The sequence below is a fragment of the Limnobaculum parvum genome (genome assembly GCF_003096015.2).
Taxonomy (GTDB): domain Bacteria; phylum Pseudomonadota; class Gammaproteobacteria; order Enterobacterales; family Enterobacteriaceae; genus Limnobaculum; species Limnobaculum parvum.
The window spans coordinates 2,082,767-2,101,471 of sequence record NZ_CP029185.2; the positions used below are offsets into that span (position 1 = coordinate 2,082,767).

The following is an 18,705-nucleotide window of genomic DNA, read 5'->3' on the forward strand; positions in this document are numbered from 1 at the left end:
TAACAATCTTATGGAGCTATAACATGGCAAATAGAATGATCCTCAATGAAACCTCCTACTTTGGTGCTGGAGCCATTTCCCATATTGTGGATGAAGTGAAAAAACGCGGATTCAAAAAAGCGCTGCTGGTGACCGATAAAGATCTGATTAAGTTCGGTGTGGCAACGAAAGTTAGCAAACTGCTGGATGAGGCTAAACTGCCTTACGAAATATTTGATGATGTTATCCCTAACCCAACCATTACCGTGGTGCAAAAAGGCGTAACCAAGTTTAAACAGTCAGGAGCTGACTACCTGATCGCCGTTGGTGGTGGCTCCCCACAGGATACCTGTAAAGCCATTGGTATTATCATCAATAACCCTGAGTATGCTGACGTAAGAAGCCTTGAAGGTGTAGCTCCGACCAAGAAAGCCAGCATCCCAATGATAGCTATTCCTACCACCGCAGGTACCGCCGCTGAAGTTACCATTAACTATGTGATTACCGACGAAGAAAAGCGCCGCAAGTTTGTCTGCGTTGACCCTCATGATATTCCAGTTATTGCCATTATCGATTCAGAAATGATGGCCAGCATGCCTGCCTCGCTAAAAGCCGCTACCGGGATTGATGCCCTGACCCATGCCATCGAAGGTTATACCACCAAAGGCGCTTGGGAATTAACGGATATGATGCATCTGAAGGCGATTGAGATTATCGCCCGCTCTCTGCGCGCATCGGTAAAAGGTGATGCCGCTGGCGTAGAAGATATGGCGTTGGGCCAATATATTGCCGGTATGGGCTTCTCTAACGTAGGTTTGGGCTTAGTCCACGGGATGGCGCACCCATTAGGCGCCTTTTATGATACGCCTCACGGCGTGGCTAACGCCATTCTGCTACCGCATATCATGGCTTACAACGCTGATTTCACTGGTGATAAGTTCCGCGCTATCGCAGTGGCAATGGGGGTTAAAAACGCAGCCAATCTACCGCTGGCAGAGGTGCGTGAAGCCGCAATTGATGCGGTTAAGCAACTGAGTAAAGATGTGGGTATCCCAACCAAACTGCGTGATGTTGGCGTGAAAGAGAGTGATATTGATGCGTTGGCTCAGGCTGCCTTTGACGATGTATGTACCGGTGGTAACCCGCGGGATACAAACGTAGAAGAAATTAAAGCGTTGTATCGCGCTATTTATTAATCACTGTACTAACTTAATGCTGAAGCCCTTTAGTCACCCTAAAGGGCTTTTCTTCATTTCAATCATTGAGGCTCAACTTTCCGCCACAACATTTACAATATCGAGCATCCCGTTCGTGTCCCGTGTGTTTACATGACGGACAGCTAAAAGAAAATTTACGATCTCTTTCCGCTATGACATAAGCAGAAAGAATACTGGTAGGTATCGCCAGTGAAAGGTAGCCCAATATAATCAGCATGGAGGTGATAACCCGACCAATCGAGGTATGAGGAGTAATATCTCCATAACCAACGGTAGCCAGCGTCACCACCGCCCAATAGATTGAAGCGCCCAAATTGGTAAATCCATTTTTGGGGCCTTCTATCACAAACATAATGCCACCACTCATCATTGCCACTATCGCAATGCTGAATAAAAACAGAAATAACTTACTTCTGGCCTTCAAAATACAACGACGGAAAAACGCCACATCATCCATCACCCCCAACAGCTTAAACAGGCGCAAAATGCAGAGAATACGCCCCAGTCTCAACAGGTTCTCATAATGCGGCAGTAGATCAGGAAGTAACAAAATAAAATAAAGGCTAAGTGTGGTAACTAAATCAATCGCTCCCATGACTGACGTCGGATAACCCACGAACTTAGGAGTCACCCAAAGCCGCATAAGATATTCAAAGGAAAATAACAAAACAAAGATGATATCCATCTGATGGTAAAACGCCGGGTTGCTATAACTAAATCCCAGCCCCCCATACGCATAAACTCAATCAGCACGCTAAGTAATGCAACCCCACCCCAGAGCAGGGAAATAGTTTTTCCCATCGGGGTTTTGATACTAAAGCACAGCAGATAAATCCGGCGTTTAGTCTGATAATAAGAATGTGCAGTTTCAGACATAAAATGCATTAACCATGATGATGGAATTAAAAGGAACAATACGGTTAGTTATATCATTTAATTACTCATTGTAATGATATAAACACCAATAATTTTTCATTAAGAAAATAGCCTGTTAATTCCAACCGGCTTCGCACTTCTCGATACCTTGAATCACCCGCTATAAAATCTGCCGATTGATTCAATATTTGATGTTATCCTTATTGGCTTAAAATCAGATAACCAGCAGACAACTAAAGATTAATCGTAAGATGAAAAAACCAGCAGACCAGCCAACTTTTTACGTGCATGATTATGAGACTTTCGGTATTAGTCCATCCTACGATCGCCCTGCTCAGTTTGCTGGCATCCGTACCGACAGTGATTTCAATATCATCGCTGAGCCATTAGTCATTTATTGTAAGCCTACCAATGACTACCTGCCAGATCCTGATGCAGTCATGATTACCGGTATCACACCTCAGGAAGCACTGAGTAAAGGTCTCGTCGAAGCCGAGTTTGCCCGTCAGATTCACGATAGTTTCAGCACGCCAAATACCTGTATTTTAGGCTACAACAATATTCGCTTTGATGATGAAGTTAGCCGTAATATTTTTTACCGTAACTTCTACGATCCTTACGCTTATAGCTGGCAAAATGGTAATTCTCGCTGGGATCTGTTGGATGTGATGCGAGCCTGTTATGCCCTGCGACCCGATGGCATTCAGTGGCCGCTTAACGATGAAGGCTTACCCAGCTTTAAGCTGGAGCACCTCACCAAAGCCAACGGTGTAGAACATACCCACGCTCATGACGCGATGTCTGATGTTTACGCCACTATCGCTATGGCGAAGCTGGTTAAGCAGGCTCAACCAAAACTGTTCGATTATTTGTACCAATTAAGAAACAAACGAAAAGTTGCTAACCTCATTGATATCGCTGAAATGACCCCGCTGGTTCACGTCTCCGGTATGTTTGGTGCATTGCGGGGTAACACAAGCTGGATTGCGCCACTGGCCTGGCATCCAGATAACAGTAATGCGGTCATTGTCTGCGACTTAGCCGGGGATATGACCCCGTTGCTGGAGTTGGATGCCGATACCCTGCGGACACGCCTCTACACTCGTCGTGATGAGCTTAACGAAGGAGAATCGCCTGTTCCGTTAAAGCTGGTTCATACTAATAAGTGCCCGATCTTAGCCCCAGCCAAAACACTGTTGCCGGAAAATGCAGATCGCTTAGGTATTGACCGTCAGCGCTGTCTGGCCAATCTTCAATTACTGCGTCAAAGCCCGGACCTCCGCGAAAAAGTGATGGCTATCTTCAGTGAAGCAACGCCGTTTACGCCGCCAACTGATGTAGATGGCCGATTGTATGATGGTTTTTTCAGCGATGCGGATCGCGCAGCAATTGGCATAATTCAGCGCACTAAACCAGAAAATCTGCCGGCATTAAGTTTGGCCTTTAGCGATAACCGACTCGAAACCCTATTGTTCCGCTACCGCGCCCGTAACTATCCCAAAACGCTGGATGATGCAGAACAACGACGCTGGCTAGCGCATCGTCAGGAGATGTTAAGTCCGGAACGTCTGGAGAAATACATCGCCAAAATTGAGCAATTAGCTCAGTTACACAGCGATAATACAGATAAAGTCTCCCAGCTTAAGGCGCTATTCCGCTACGCTGAACAACTGGTTGGCTAGTCTCTCCCATTGTGCTGCGCCATCTGCAAAGAAGGCGCATAGATTCTGTGGTTCAGGGCAGAGTACTTCCCTGCCGCATTATCCATCGCCTTTCTATAAGCATAATGCGACAGGGATAATTGGCTAACTCACCAGCGCTTCCTGAGTGCCGACCACCTTTGTTCCTTTATTTCCCTTTAAAATTTCAGCGGCATCTTTTAAAGCACCAATAAATGCTGTTTTTCCCGTCTGTTCAACAAACTCAATCACAGCCTGTGCTTTAGGCCCCATAGAGCCGTCAGGCGCGGAAAATGGACGTAGCGTTTCTACCGTTACGTTACGTAAAGCCCGAGCCTGTGGTGTTCCCCAGTCTTGATATACTGCATCAGCATCCGTCAATATCATCAGATATTCTGCATTTAACTCTTTTGCCAGTAAGGCCGCCGCCAGATCTTTATCAATCACCGCTTCTACGCCAACAAAACCCTGTTCATTGGGAGCTACCGGTATGCCACCACCACCGCCACAGATAACCACATTTCCCTGAAATAACAAATGGCGAATGACATCAATTTCCAATACGCGTAGTGGCCGGGGAGAAGCAACGACGCGACGTAAATATTGTCCGTCGCGCTTCATCTGATAACCATAGTTAGCGACCATCTCCTGTTCTTGCGAAGGTTGATAAATCGGGCCAATAAATTTGCTGGGCTCGTTAAACGCGATATCCGCAGGATCAACCTCAATGCGCGTCAATAAGCAGCTAATCATTGGCATTCTCGGCCTCTGTCCCAGCGTCTGAGCGATCATATAACCCAGCATTCCCTGAGTTTCCGCCACCAAAATATCTAATGGGTAAGGCGGAGTCAGGTCGCAGGCCTGATTTTGCAGCGCCAATAAACCAACCTGCGGACCATTACCATGTACAATCACTAACCGATATTCTGGGGCCAATGCCGCGACAACACTGGCAACCTGTTCAATATTTTTATATTGATTCTGAGCAGATAATACTTCGCCTCGTTGTAATAATGCATTACCACCTAATGCAATCACTAATGTCTTTTTCATTTTCGCCTCATGACATGAATAGAAATAAATTCAGACAGAGAAAATATATTTAATATGAAAACAAAATGTGATCTAGATGGGAATTAATTAATATATAAAAAATATTATACAATTAAAAATAACATTAACCTCTTTATTTAAATTTATTTAATAAAATACTTTTAAAAATTTTTTAATAATAAAAACAAGAATAAATAAAATTACATCACAATAAAATAAATGTGATACACCTCACCTGAAAACATCACTAATTCATATAATTTCACTGACATAACCTGTTTTTCACATCCCCAATTATTGATTAGTAGACAAGATAGAGATCGTAATTAAACAGATTAAATAATATTAAAACATGGAGTATATATGTCAGACTCAGTTAATGACGTGGCAACACCACAAAGAACAGGAATACCCGCATGGTGGGTAACTATTTTCTTATTCTGGTTAGGTTGGATATTTATGTATGCTGACCGAACAATATTAAATCCTGTTATGGGTGAATTAGAAAAAGAGTTTAGTTTAACCGGAACTCAACTCGGCGTTTTAAATTCAGTATTTTATTTTTCTTATGCTTTATTACAAGTTCCCGCCGGTGTCCTAGGGGATAAAATCGGTAAGAAAAAAGTATTGATTCCGGGGTTCTTACTGTTTGGCGTATTTACCGCCGTCACCGGCTGGGCCAAAAGCTGGACAACGCTATTATTCGCCCGCGTGGTAACCGGTGCCGGGGAAGGCACTTATTATGGCCCTCAATATGGCCTCTCATCTGAACAAATTCCGAAAAAATACCGATCTCTTGGCAGTGCCATTATTAACAGCGGTATGGCGTTTGGTATTGCGCTCGGTCTGATGTCATCCAGTTGGTTAGTTTACGATCAGGGTCACAGCTGGCGTATGCCATTTTACGTTATGGCGATCCCCAGCATTTTGACTGGTTTAGCTATCTGGTTCTTTATTAAAGAGAAAAAGAAAACACAAACCAGTGCCGATGGCGCACCGATTAAAAAAGGTAAGCTCGGCGATCTGTTGAAAAACCGTAATTTGTTGCGCGTCTACTTGATGGTATTTTGCAGCCTGTTTGGATTCTTCGTCATTCTGACCTGGCTTCCCTATTATCTACAAAGTGAGCGGGGCATTCCTGGTAACGAGACAGGCTTTATCTCTTCATTAGTCGCCTGGATTTCTATTCCTGGAGCCTTAATCTTCTCTTCCATTTCCGACCGTTTAGGTAAACGCAAACCGTTAATTCTGATTCTGGTTCCTCTTGCCACTCTGAGCCTGTTATCCATTGTCTGGATGCCAAGCATGACCGGTGTCGTTATCGCTCTGTGTATTTATGGTCTGGTCGGAAAGCTAGCCCTCGATCCGGTGCTAGTCGCACTGGTTGCCGATAGTGTTGATGAAAACAACTACAGTACCGCATTTGGCCTGTTCAACTTTATCGGAATGAGCTCCTCCATTCTGGCGCCTATCATCACCGGTGCGGCCCGCGATATCACCGGTAGTCTGGCCTCCGGCTTCTATCTCTCCGCCATCCTATTGGTCATTGGTTTGGTTGGTATGTTGTTCTTAAAAGAAAAGAAATAATCTGGAGGTCACACAATGATTTACGCTTTTGTAAAAAAAGGGAGTTTTCAGGACTCGGTCAGCCTAATGCTCATCTCCCGAAAATTGAGCGCTTCTCAGGGAGTGGATGAGGTTTCCGTTATGATGGGCACCCCCGCGAATAAAGCGCTCTTAGAGGCGACCGGCTTCTGGCATTCAGATTTCGCTACCGCAACCCCGAACGATATCTGTGCGGCGATTCGTACTCATGAAGAGATGACCGATATTATTGATGTCATCCGTACTTCACTGGAAAACGAGTTGAACACCATTGCTCAAGGCCAGCGCGGAGGTCAGCATCTACAAAAAGCGCGCCGTTGGGAAAGCTCACAGCAAAAGTTGCCTGACGCTAACCTGCTACTTATCTCCATTGCCGGTGAATATGCCGCAGAGCTGGCACAGCAAGGGTTAGATGATGGTAAAAATGTCATGCTGTTTTCCGATAACGTTTCCCTTGAGCAAGAAATTGCACTGAAACAAAATGCCCGAGCGAAAGGACTATTAGTGATGGGGCCCGACTGCGGAACAGCCATGATTGCCGGAGCACCTCTGGCTTTTGCCAATGTGCTGCCCAAAGGCAGTATTGGTGTGATTGGCGCTTCAGGCACCGGCATTCAAGAACTCACCTCCCAAATTGCTCTGCTACGTCAGGGAGTAACTCATGCATTAGGACTCGGCGGACGCGATCTGAGTGCTGAAGTCGGTGGAATCAGCGCACTGAGCGCCCTTGAGATGCTGGCAATGGATAGCCAGAGTAAAGTACTGGCTTTTGTGTCCAAACCACCAGCAGAAAGCGTTCGCCTGAAAGTACTGGCAACCATGAAATCCATCGCTAAACCGGTGGTGGCCCTATTTTTAGGCGCTAAACCGGAAAAACGCCATGACGGTAATGTGTGGCTAGCAAGTTCACTGGCAGAAGCAGCACAGCTCGCTGTAATGTTGGCTAATGTGGAAGAGATAGCCGCTAATCAACCCAATGTGGCAGAAAGAAAAATCCTTGGTCTGTATGCCGGTGGCACATTAGCCGCAGAAGCGGCAATGCTGCTGGCGGAGCAGATTGGGGCAGAAACCGATAAACATCACTATCAGGGCATTATGCTTGATGCACAGGGCCATAAGCTGATCGATCTCGGTGATGATGTTTACACCGTCGGTCGCCCACATCCCATGATTGACCCGACCACTCGTTCATTAGAGATCCAAAAGCTGGCAAATCAACCTGAGGTGGGCGTACTGCTGTTAGATGTAGTATTGGGATATGGTGCCTGTGAAGATCCAGCTTTTGCGGTTGTCGAAGCGGTCAATCAAGTTCGGGCGGCCCGGGGCAGCGAACATCCATTGGTGGTGATCGCAACAGTAACCGGAACTCAGCAAGACCCTCAACCGCGCGCCGAACAAATTGATGCCCTGATCAATGGCGATATTGTGGTGATGAATACCCTGCAAGAAGCAGTATTGCTGGCACACCATGTGATTACCCGTCACCAATTCCATGAGCAAAGCGTAATACCACCGCTACTACAAGGCGTAAAAGTGATTAACGCTGGCCTACGTAGCTTTGCTCAGGACTTACAGACTTCCGGCTGCCCTGTTGTTCATTATCAATGGGCCCCTATCGCCAGCGGCAATCAGTATCTAGCCGCTTTGCTGAAAAAATTAAATTAATAACATCGAATTATTGAGAGGGTTCCAAATCATGTATGCATCTATTTCTGAAGCTAATACAGCCATCATTGAACGTATCAAAGAGGCTCGCCCATACTGGGTTGGTGTACGCACCGCACGCGATGTTATTCCTGAACTGGCGCAGGGAAAAGTGCTGTTGCATGCTGGCCCCCCCATTCAATGGCAAGATATGACTGGGCCAATGCGTGGAGCCTGTATCGGTGCCAGCCTGTTTGAGGGCTGGGCGGAAAATGAACAACAGGCTCTGAATCTGCTGGATAAGGGGGAAATTAAATTTATCCCTTGCCATCACGTCAATGCGGTAGGACCAATGGGGGGATCACCTCAGCCAATATGCCAGTTGTTGAAGTCAAAAATAGAATCCACGGCAATACCGCATACTGCAATCTGAACGAGGGGATTGGCAAAGTGATGCGTTTCGGTGCCTATGGTGATGATGTACAACGGCGCTTACGCTGGATGCGAGATACTCTGGCTCCGGTGCTACAGCAGGCATTGAGCGAAATGGAAGACGGTATCGACCTCAACGCTCTGATGGCACAGGCCATTACTATGGGGGATGAATTTCACCAACGTAATATTGCCGCATCGGCATTATTGATGCGAATTCTAGCCCCTTCTATTGCTCGTCAGGATGGCGATAAAGGGCGTTTGGGCGAAGTGCTACAGTTTCTTAGCGTAACTGACCAGTTCTTCCTCAATCTGGCAATGGCTTACTGTAAAGTGGTCATGGACGCTGCCGCCGACATCAAAGCAGGCTCTATTGTCACCGCCATGACACGTAATGGTCGAGATTTTGGTATCCGCGTTAGCGGATTGGGCGATCGCTGGTTTACCGCACCGGTCAATACCCCTCAGGGACTGTTCTTTACCGGTTTTAGTCAACATGACGCCAACCCAGATATCGGTGACAGCGCCATTACTGAAACCTTTGGTGTAGGTGCTGTCGCAATGATTGCCGCGCCTGGCGTCACCCGTTTTGTCGGTGCTGGCGGCATGGATGCAGCGCAGGAAACATCGGAAGAAATGAGCGAAATCTACTTGCAACATAACCCGTTACTGCAAATTCCATCTTGGAACTTTCTGGGGGCTTGTGTGGGTCTGGACATTCGTCGGGTGGTGGAAACTGGAATTACCCCATTAATCAACACCGGCATTGCCCATAAAGAAGCGGGTGTCGGTCAGGTAGGTGCCGGTACGGTACGCGCACCGCTGCCCTGCTTTGAACGCGCGCTGGAAGCATTAGCTGAATCGATGAACATTCAGGTTGAATAACCGCACCAATATCATCTTTCACGGGTGCCTCACGGCACCCTGTAGGGAGAAATAGATATGCCTCGTGTCACACTGGCGGTCAGTGCCTTTTCCCCATTACAGCCCGATACATTAACCTGCCATAGCCGCTTCAATCAGGCTATCAATTTACAAAACGCCAAAGGTGAACTCTTAACGTTGCACCGCTATGGACATGGCTTTAGCCCTATGGGATGGCTATTACGCACCGCTGATTTTGACCAATTACATCAACAGTTGAAGATCGGTGATCGGCTCACCATGAACCAAGAGGGACTTTATTCGCCAAATAACCTACTGATTTCCCCTCAGCGTTATATGACCTTACGCCTTCCGATTCTATCGCCAGCCGTTTGGCCCACTTTATCTACCTTATTGCTTGGCGCTTCCCATCCTACGGGACTGTTGGGCAATCTAAATCAAGCAATATCCACCCTATCACCTTTGGTTGCCCATTTGCATCGGCAACTTACTGATTGGTTTGAGGGGCGACAGCCCCAGTGGCAATCAATCATTGGGCTGGGGCCAGGGCTTACCCCCAGTGGGGACGATATGCTGATTGGTGCGATGGCTGTCCTGCACTGTATTCCAACGTTACGCGACTATTTACACCAGGTACCGCTAATTAATGGCTCAACAAAAGCGTTATGTTTATTAACCACTGAAGTCAGCGCGTGCTATTTACACCATGCTACACTCGGTCATTACTCATCATCCCTAACTCATTTGCTACACTGTTTAGCCCGTTCGTCGCTCATGACACAACATGTCGTAGATAGGGTGTTACAGCATGGTCATACTTCAGGTGCAGACACACTGCTGGGTATGCACGTTGCACTTTGCTGGCTTACGTTAAACTTCCAAAAGGATCCGCCCTATGCTCGATCAGGAAACATTACGAACCTTTATTAAGGTGGCTGAAAGCAAAAGTTTTTCTAAAGCGGCAGAAAATTTGCATAAAACGCCTGCGGCAATCAGCTATCGGATCAAGATGCTGGAAGAAAATCTAGGCACTCAGCTATTTTTGCGTACCACTCGTACCGTTTCTCTGACCCCGGCGGGTAATCACCTATTGGAGCGCTGCCATCAATGGCTAAGTTGGATAGATGGCATGCCAGATGAGCTTAATCAAATTAACGACGGTGTAGAGCGCCAAGTTAATCTCGTGGTGAATAACCTGCTATATAACGCCAGCACCGCAGCAAAACTACTTAATTGGCTGCACCAGCGTTTTCCTTTTACTCAGTTTCGACTCTCACGTCAGGTTTATATGGGGGTCTGGGATGCCATGCTGCATGATGATTTTCAACTTGCTATCGGGGTTACCGGTTCAGAGTCGCTCTCCAATACGATTCGTTTGCTGCCTTTTGGCGAAGTGAGCTGGGTATTTGTTCTATCCCCTACTCACCCGTTAGCTACCCGAAGTGGAGCCCTCACCGATAACATGCTGCGCGCCTACCCGGCCATCAATATTGAAGACACCTCACTCAAGCTCACCAAACGAATAGCCTGGCTGCTACCCGGTCAGAAAGAGATTAAAGTTCCGGATTTACAAACTAAGCTGGAGTGCCATTTGCAAGGAATGGGTATCGGTTTTCTGCCGAAAAATCTGTGCCAACATTATATTGATAATGGTCAGTTAATAACCAAAGAGGTCGAGAATAAACGCCAACCGTCACCGCTCTCTTTGGCCTGGATCCATCATGAACGCACGGGTAAAGCAGTACGGGAAATCGTCTCGTTATTTAGACATAATGATGAAAAAATCACCGGCTTTCTGACCAATATCGATCGATACCCTAATCTGGAGTAGTGATACTGGCAGATGAGAAATAAAAAAGGCGCCATACATTTCGACGCCCTGTCAGATGTTCACTGTGGATTATTTAGTTTCAGTCATGATATCGCCATTATCTGGCAGTAATGGCGGTGTGGTGGTACCCCGATTAGCCCCCAGCGTCGGCACCGGACGGCGGAATCCACGGGTGATATACACCAGATACAACAGACCCAGTCCGCCCCAAATCAGACCAAGACGCAATGAGTCTTTTTCCAAATTCAACCACAGAATCACAATCATCACGGCACCAATCAGCGGAAGGATCAGGAAACTGAAAATATCCTTGGCGCTTTTATTACGTTTCTGACGCACAAAGAAAAACCAGATAACCGAGATATTCACAAAACTGAAAGCAACCAGCGCACCAAAGTTAATCAACGAAATAGCACTCTCTAGATCGAGAAACAAAGCCGCCAGAGCCACTACGCCAACCAGTAGGATATTCGTTACTGGCGTTTTCCATTTTGGATGTACATAACCAAAAATTCTTTCTGGCAGCACATTGTCGCGCCCCATCACATACAACAGTCGGGCAATACTGGCATGAGAAGCCAGGCCTGAAGCCAATGCCCCCACGACCGTACAGCACAGTAGAATAAACTGGAACATCTTGCCGCCAACGTACAGTGCGATTTCTGGCGTCGCGTTATCCGGATCGTTCAACACGGCTAAATCTGGAAAATAGAGCTGAATAAAAAAAGAGACCGTAACAAAAATGATGCCACCATACAGCGCCGTCAAAAAGATCGCTTTAGGGATTACGCGTTTAGGATCTGGCGTCTCTTCTGACAACGTACTTACCGCATCAAAGCCAAGAAACGAAAAGCAAAGTACCGTCGCACCGGCAATAATTGGCACCATTTTCGCTTCGCTGGAGAAGAACGGTCTGGTGATATCAACCTGAGATCGGCCCGCATCACCGAGATGCAATCCTTCCCAAACCAAATAAACAAACGCAATCAGAATAGCAATCTGGAAAAACACCAGGATCATATTCAGGTTTGCCACCCAGTTAACGCTACGCAGGTTAATTACCGTCATGATAAAAACAAAGCCGACAACCCATATCCATGAAGCAACTTCAGGGAACAGTGCCGACAAATATATTTTTGCCAGCAGCGTGTTAATCATTGGCAGAAACATATAGTCCATCAATGATAACCAACCCACCATAAAGCCAACATACGGATTTATCGCCTTTTGCGAATAAGTATATGCCGAGCCCGCTTCCGGAAACTGTCGCACCAATTTGCCATAGCTGATAGCCGTAAACAGCACAGCAACTAATGCCAGAATATAAGCGCTTGGGACGTGGCCTTCTGTCTTGCCGGAAACGATCACAAACGAGTCGAATACGGTCATTGGCGTCAAGTACGCCAAACCGATGACAACGATTTGCCATAGTTTTAGTGAACGTTTAAGTTGAACGCGGTTAGCGACAGGTATAGTGGTTGCAGAAAGACTAGTAGACATAGCCATATTCCCCCATGCTCTCAACTTTTTTACTCAACAACGCACAAAGCAGAGAGGCCGCAGGGGAATAACATAGCGAGCGGCTAAAATTTAAGGGGGTATAGCATCGGTTGGTCAGGCGTGGGATTTGCCGAGCGCCATAGTCGTTGCGGCGGTATTGATTACCAACGCAGAGAGGTGGTTTAAACAGGGCGTTTTTCATTTTTATTCCTTATTCAATAAGTTACCGGAATTAAGCGGTATAAGTGAATATTTATTAACCTCGGAACAAGCCCTATAAATCTAATATCCTCAAGATTTATAACCATTTTTCCCTGGTCGGATGCAAAAAAATAACCAACGTCATTTTACGTCGGTTATTCACTATCCGATGCATTTTGCACCACAACCCCCCCCTTGCCAAGGGTGCAAAATAAATATTTATCACTGTTAGTGAAAGCACAGAGAAACTATTTAATAAACAATAAATAGCATGAATTAATTTGAAAAATAATGACCGACCTATCTTTTGTTTTATACTAATCGTAGAAATGTTCGATTTGATACTTTATAGAAATGATTTGAAACGATGATTTATTGCATTTATTGTGTGATCAATAGCGCATTAACACAGTTAAATTGTATGATAAATCCAATTTTAATGCAGAGGGACTTTTTATGCTGCCGTTCCTGAGACACTGCTGGCAATACCTCCGAGCCTTTATTCTAATATATCTTTGTCTGTTAGCCGGCAACGCCATTTCTACCCTACTTCCCCTGAAAATTCCGGGTAGCATTATTGGTATGCTGTTACTTTTTACTCTGCTCTCCACTCAAATATTACCGTCCAACTGGGTAAAACCCGGCTGTTACCTGTTTATTCGGCATATGGCTCTGCTGTTTGTACCCATTAGTGTAGGAGTAATGAAGTACTACTCTCAGCTAGTGAGCCAATTTGGCCCTTTAGTCATTTCCTGTTTAGTCAGCAGCTTGATAACCATGTTGGTCGTTGGCTACGCCTCCCACTATATGCACGGCATCAGACAAATGAAATCTGATAAGGAAACATTATGATGTGGTGGGCTATTCCTCTGACTTTGGTTGCATTTTATGGCGCTCGCCAACTGGCGATTAAGTTAAAACAGCCGTTACTTAATCCACTGTTGATTTCGCTGTTTATTATTATTCCTGTTTTATTACTGACCCATACTCGCTACGACAGCTACTTTGAAGGCAGTTCACTACTGAACAATCTGTTACAGCCCGCCGTGGTGGCTTTGGCTTTCCCACTGTATGAACAGTTGCATCAAATACGCCAACGCTGGAAATCAATCATTACAATCTGCCTGGTTGGTAGTCTGGTTGCCATGATTACCGGCACCGCCGCTGCATTATTTCTTGGGGCTTCTCCAGAAATTGCGGCTTCGGTATTACCAAAATCGGTCACCACACCAATCGCTATGGCAACAGCCGAATCTATTCACGGTATTCCAGCCATCAGCGCTATTTGCGTTATGTTTGTGGGTATATTTGGTGCGGTATTGGGTCACCCAATACTCAACCTGCTGAAGATAAAAACGCCGGCCGCCAGAGGATTAGCTATCGGTTCAACCGCTCACGCCCTCGGTACTGCCCGCTGTGCAGAAGAAGATTATCAGGAAGGTGCCTATAGCTCTTTAGCCCTAGTCATCTGCGGTATTATTACTTCACTGTCGGCACCTTTTGTTTTTCCACTGTTAGTAAAACTGTTTGGCTAATTGATAAAATAATTTTCCTTAATGACTAAAAACAATAGAAACAACGGAAATTGCTATTCCCCTATTTTATCTAAATTTTTTCACGGTCATGACGAAAAAACAGAAATTTTTGAGGTAACCTCGCGTCTGAAGACCCTAAATCGCCAATTCGTGATTAATGTCGTTTGGATCTCAATATTCAACAAAATATCCATATATTAGTAACATTGATTGTACATTTGTGTTGAGTTTCCTAAAATCGGCGAACGATTACGGGTCATCGTTGCCCGACTCTCCTTTATACCTGATCTAAAAGAGCTAATTTCATGGAACTGGAACACGAAAGTAAACGTCCGCTATATATTCCCTATGCTGGTCCTGCCCTACTTGAAACCCCACTGCTGAATAAAGGTAGCGCTTTCACCGAGGAAGAACGCAGTAACTTTAACCTCCACGGTCTGTTGCCTGAAGCAATTGAAACCATCGAAGAACAAACTGAACGTGCCTATAAGCAATTTTTGGGGTTCAAAACAGATATCGATAAACATATCTACTTGCGTAACATTCAGGATACTAACGAAACCCTGTTCTATCGCCTGATCGAAGATCACATGAGCGAAATGATGCCGGTGATCTACACGCCAACGGTTGGCGAGGCTTGTGAGCACTTCTCTGACATCTATCGTCGTCATCGTGGCCTGTTCATCTCCTATCCGAATAAAGACAATATTGATGACATGCTACAAAACGCCACTAAACAAAACGTCAAAGTGATTGTGGTCACCGACGGTGAACGTATTCTTGGTCTGGGCGATCAGGGCATTGGCGGTATGGGGATTCCCATTGGGAAACTCTCTCTTTATTGTGCCTGTGGTGGTATCAGCCCGGCGTATACCCTTCCGGTGGTTCTGGATGTCGGAACCAACAACCAACAATGCCTGAACGATCCGTTGTATATGGGCTGGCGTCATCCACGTATTACCGGTGACGAATATTTTGAGTTTGTTGATGCCTTTATCCGTGCGGTAAAACGCCGCTGGCCAAACGTTCTGCTGCAATTTGAAGACTTCGCACAGCAGACCGCTACGCCGCTGCTTAACCGCTATCGTAATGAGCTTTGCTGCTTTAACGATGATATTCAGGGCACCGCTGCCGTTACGCTGGGTAGTTTAATTGCGGCCAGTCATGCTGCCCATAGCCATATGAAAGATCAGACCGTAGTATTCCTCGGTGCGGGTTCTGCGGGTTGTGGTATAGCAGAACAGATCATCGCCCAAATGGTCACTGAAGGGCTAAGCGAAAATGAAGCCAGAGAGCGGGTATTTATGGTCGACCGCTTTGGTTTATTAACTGACAAAATGCCAAACCTGCTTGAGTTTCAGTCTAAGCTGGTACAAAAACATGAATTACTCAACCACTGGCATACCGAAAATGAAGCTATTTCACTGTTGGAAGTCGTACGTAACGCAAAACCAACGGTATTGATTGGCGTATCGGGTCAGGCAGGCCTGTTTACTGAAGAAATCATTCGAGAAATGCACAAACATTGTGCCCAACCGATTGTACTACCGCTGTCTAACCCGACCTCTCGGGTTGAAGGTCGCCCTGAAGATATTCTCAACTGGACCGACGGCGCGGCATTAGTTGCCACCGGCAGTCCTTTCTCTCCGGTGATATACAAAGACAAAGTCTACCCCATCGCCCAGTGTAATAACTCGTATATTTTCCCAGGTATCGGCCTTGGTGTACTGGCTTCTAAAGCCAGTCGAGTTACTGACGGTATGCTAATGGCGGCCAGCCGCGCACTGGCAGACTGTTCACCGCTGGCTAAACACGGCGAAGGTGCGCTGTTACCTGAAGTGGATGATATTCAGCAGGTTTCCCGCTATATCGCGCTGAAGGTGGCTAAAATGGCACAATTGGAATCTGTTGCGGTTTTGACTTCTGATGAGGCCTTGCAGCGAGAAATCGATAATAATTTCTGGGATCCGCAGTATCGCCGGTATAAACGAACATCGTTCTGATGTTGTTATTTTTCAATGGCGGCTCTGGTTTAGGGCCGTTATTGATTGACGACAGCCTCTAAAAGGCTCGTTTTTCTCTCCATTACGAATAATTTACTCATTGCTTAGCAATTTTTTAGTTTAAGCCATCTTGTTTTCGGTCTTGCCGTAAAGTAGCCTTGAGAACTGTCACCATTTTAAAATCATCAACTATGAACCAACTATGATATTGAAACGATTGATATATGGCCTGTTAGTGTTGCTGGCATTAATGCTGTGCACCGCTCTGCTGCTCGATCGCTGGATTAGTTGGCGAACTGCCCCTTATGTGTACGATAACATCGAAGAGCTACCCGCAAGCCATATCGGCGTAGTGCTTGGCACCTCCAAATATGTACGGACGGGCGTGATCAATCAGTACTACAAATTCCGTATTCAAGGTGCAGTTAACCTGTATAACAGTAATAAAATCAGCTACCTTTTGCTCAGTGGTGATAATGCTCAGTTAAACTATAACGAACCCATCACCATGCGTAAGGACTTCATCCAAGCCGGTGTTCCGACCTCAGATATTGTTCTCGACTATGCAGGGTTCCGCACTTTGGACTCCATTATTCGCACGCGCAAAGTGTTTGGTGCCAATGAGTTCACCATCATCACTCAACGTTTTCACTGTGAACGCGCCCTGTTTATCGCCTTGCATAGTGGCATTAAAGCCCAATGCTATGCGGTTCCTTCACCCAAAAATATGTTTATGGTACGCGCCCGTGAAGTGGTAGCTCGGCTGGGTGCCTTGACGGATCTCTATATTCTGAAACGTGAACCTCGGTTTCTTGGTCCGATGGTGCCGATCCCTACACCTTATAATCTGGAAGGCGATGTGCAAGACTACCCGGCCGTATCACCGGAGCAGCTATTTGAACTGGAAGATTGGAATACGGTGCCACCATTGAGGAACGCCAGAGCTTCTGGGCATTAATGGGAAGAGCATGGTTTTTCGACTAGGTACCGTCGTGATTTAAGTATTGTTGTCTTTACGGTCAGAAGACTCTCAGTTGCTGGTAAAAAATATTCTTTTCAATTGATCACTCAACAGCCACTAAACTCGTTAACCGTCGCCATAGCCATTCTATCGGCCCTTGTTTGAAATACTTCAGCCACAGCAGTGAAAATAGAATATTTACACACCAGATAACCGGCACCATAGCCAATAATTCCAAGCGGTCGAAATGGCGATACCAACCATAATGATAAAATAGGGTCGTACAGATTAACGTTTGCAACAGATAATTACTCAACGTCATCCGCCCTATCCGTGACAAAACGGCATTGGCTTTTGACATGTTAATCGACTGACCATAACCATACCATAACGCCAGATAGGCAAGACCCTGTAGCGTAGCGGCAAGCTCTTTGGGAACTTGAAGATAGTATCCGGCAATAATAAAATCCCATTTTGTCCACCACTGCATCAGCATCGCAGGAATATGAATCAACAGCGAAAGTGTGAACAGAATCCAACCCTGACGGCGATAATCGATTAAAGAAGCGTTGCCTAGTAGCCAGCCGTTGTGAAGCAATGCAGCGCCAATCAGCATCAGCCCTGTCAGTTCCCAGCCATACTGGAAAATCACAGAGAACTGGGTCATTAACGTCATTTCTAGACGAACAGCATGAGCCAGTTCGCCCCCATCCAGTTTCCATGTGGTCTCATAATTCAGCGTATTAGGTGATGGTGTCCAATCATCACTAAATCCACTGCCCGGCTGAAAACCCAGCCATAGCATGATCGCCAATCCGATAATATAAAGCAGAATGCCGGTACGCATCAGGCTACGGGATGTAGAGGTGGTACGAATAATCACCATGCTGCCAAGACCGACCAGACCATAAGTCAGCAGAATGTCACCGTCCCACAGATAAACGCTATGACAAAAACCAAGCAAAGCCAGCCAAAACAGGCGCGAGGTATTCCACCCTGCGCTACGTTTACTCAGTAATTGCAAGCCCGCACCAAACAGCATGGCAAACATCGCCAGAAAGGTACCCTGCACAAAAGTGCTGAGCAGTGACCAAACCAGACCATCACTGAAAGAAGGCATACCAAGATAGGCAGGATTCATATAGGCAGACTTAGGTAAGCCAAACCCGCCTATATTCATCACCAGAATGCCTAACAGCGCCAGCCCTCTGGCGCTATCCAACTGTTCAAAACGACGGGAAGGTATTAATACCTTCCCGTTATTCTGTACTGACAGGTTTTCATTGTGTTGCACAGGAAAAAGC

General features: G+C 46.1%; 15 protein-coding genes and 1 pseudogene. 11 read left to right on the forward strand and 5 right to left on the reverse strand.

Annotation, left to right across the window (positions count from 1 at the left end):
* Positions 1-23 precede the first annotated feature (23 nt).
* Positions 24-1,175: a lactaldehyde reductase gene (gene fucO, locus HYN51_RS08640; protein ID WP_108899664.1), complete on the forward strand. Its 1,152-nt coding sequence runs from the start codon at positions 24-26 to the stop codon at positions 1,173-1,175.
* 58 nt (positions 1,176-1,233) lie between these two features.
* On the opposite strand, the gene HYN51_RS08645 is transcribed toward fucO, so the two are convergent.
* Complete coding sequence (locus HYN51_RS08645) at positions 1,234-1,881, reverse strand: ion transporter (protein ID WP_108899665.1); 648 nt, start codon at positions 1,879-1,881, stop codon at positions 1,234-1,236.
* Positions 1,882-2,323: 442 nt separating this feature from the next.
* On the opposite strand from HYN51_RS08645, the gene sbcB reads away from it, so the two are divergent.
* Complete coding sequence (sbcB, locus tag HYN51_RS08650) at positions 2,324-3,754, forward strand: exodeoxyribonuclease I (protein WP_108899666.1); 1,431 nt, start codon at positions 2,324-2,326, stop codon at positions 3,752-3,754.
* Positions 3,755-3,877: 123 nt separating this feature from the next.
* On the opposite strand, the gene HYN51_RS08655 is transcribed toward sbcB, so the two are convergent.
* Entirely contained in the window at positions 3,878-4,804 is a 927-nt protein-coding gene (locus HYN51_RS08655; protein ID WP_108899667.1) for a carbamate kinase, read from the reverse strand.
* A gap of 363 nt (positions 4,805-5,167) precedes the next feature.
* On the opposite strand from HYN51_RS08655, the gene HYN51_RS08660 reads away from it, so the two are divergent.
* The 5 genes and pseudogenes from HYN51_RS08660 to allS all read left to right on the forward strand — a co-directional run bounded on the left by HYN51_RS08660 (position 5,168) and on the right by allS (position 11,201).
* A complete protein-coding gene (locus HYN51_RS08660; protein WP_108899668.1) occupies positions 5,168-6,391 on the forward strand; it encodes an MFS transporter in 1,224 nt (407 codons plus the stop codon).
* A gap of 15 nt (positions 6,392-6,406) precedes the next feature.
* A complete protein-coding gene (fdrA, locus tag HYN51_RS08665; protein ID WP_108899669.1) occupies positions 6,407-8,074 on the forward strand; it encodes an acyl-CoA synthetase FdrA in 1,668 nt (555 codons plus the stop codon).
* 31 nt (positions 8,075-8,105) lie between these two features.
* Positions 8,106-9,370: pseudogene (locus tag HYN51_RS08670) on the forward strand (DUF1116 domain-containing protein).
* 57 nt (positions 9,371-9,427) lie between these two features.
* The gene (locus tag HYN51_RS08675) at positions 9,428-10,300 is read left to right on the forward strand and encodes a DUF2877 domain-containing protein (RefSeq protein ID WP_108899670.1); all 873 of its coding nucleotides are present in this window, start codon (positions 9,428-9,430) and stop codon (positions 10,298-10,300) included.
* A complete protein-coding gene (gene allS / locus HYN51_RS08680) occupies positions 10,266-11,201 on the forward strand; it encodes an HTH-type transcriptional activator AllS (protein WP_108899671.1) in 936 nt (311 codons plus the stop codon). Before HYN51_RS08675 ends, allS begins: the two co-directional genes overlap by 35 nt.
* A 69-nt stretch (positions 11,202-11,270) precedes the next feature.
* Here the strand turns inward: allS and HYN51_RS08685 are convergent, their stop codons facing one another.
* Both HYN51_RS08685 and HYN51_RS08690 read right to left on the reverse strand, forming a co-directional pair.
* The gene (locus HYN51_RS08685) at positions 11,271-12,701 is read right to left on the reverse strand and encodes an APC family permease (protein WP_329958614.1); all 1,431 of its coding nucleotides are present in this window, start codon (positions 12,699-12,701) and stop codon (positions 11,271-11,273) included.
* Complete coding sequence (locus tag HYN51_RS08690) at positions 12,691-12,903, reverse strand: hypothetical protein (protein WP_108899673.1); 213 nt, start codon at positions 12,901-12,903, stop codon at positions 12,691-12,693. The genes HYN51_RS08685 and HYN51_RS08690 overlap by 11 nt, the downstream gene beginning before the upstream one ends.
* A gap of 455 nt (positions 12,904-13,358) precedes the next feature.
* Here HYN51_RS08690 and HYN51_RS08695 point away from each other — a divergent pair, with 455 nt between their 5' ends.
* From HYN51_RS08695 to sanA, 4 genes are all read left to right on the forward strand, one after another.
* Positions 13,359-13,754 (forward strand): CidA/LrgA family protein, encoded by a 396-nt coding sequence (locus tag HYN51_RS08695; RefSeq protein ID WP_108899674.1) that lies wholly within the window; start codon positions 13,359-13,361, stop codon positions 13,752-13,754.
* Positions 13,754-14,437, forward strand: coding sequence for a CidB/LrgB family autolysis modulator (locus HYN51_RS08700; protein ID WP_192878479.1), 684 nt, complete (start codon positions 13,754-13,756; stop codon positions 14,435-14,437). Before HYN51_RS08695 ends, HYN51_RS08700 begins: the two co-directional genes overlap by 1 nt.
* A gap of 305 nt (positions 14,438-14,742) precedes the next feature.
* Complete coding sequence (locus tag HYN51_RS08705) at positions 14,743-16,440, forward strand: NAD-dependent malic enzyme (RefSeq protein WP_108899676.1); 1,698 nt, start codon at positions 14,743-14,745, stop codon at positions 16,438-16,440.
* Positions 16,441-16,645: 205 nt separating this feature from the next.
* Positions 16,646-17,398, forward strand: coding sequence for an outer membrane permeability protein SanA (sanA, locus tag HYN51_RS08710; RefSeq protein WP_108902006.1), 753 nt, complete (start codon positions 16,646-16,648; stop codon positions 17,396-17,398).
* Positions 17,399-17,504: 106 nt separating this feature from the next.
* Here the strand turns inward: sanA and yeiB are convergent, their stop codons facing one another.
* On the reverse strand, positions 17,505-18,695 hold the full coding sequence (gene yeiB / locus HYN51_RS08715; RefSeq protein ID WP_329958615.1) for a DUF418 domain-containing protein YeiB: 1,191 nt from the start codon (positions 18,693-18,695) through the stop codon (positions 17,505-17,507).
* Positions 18,696-18,705 lie beyond the last annotated feature (10 nt).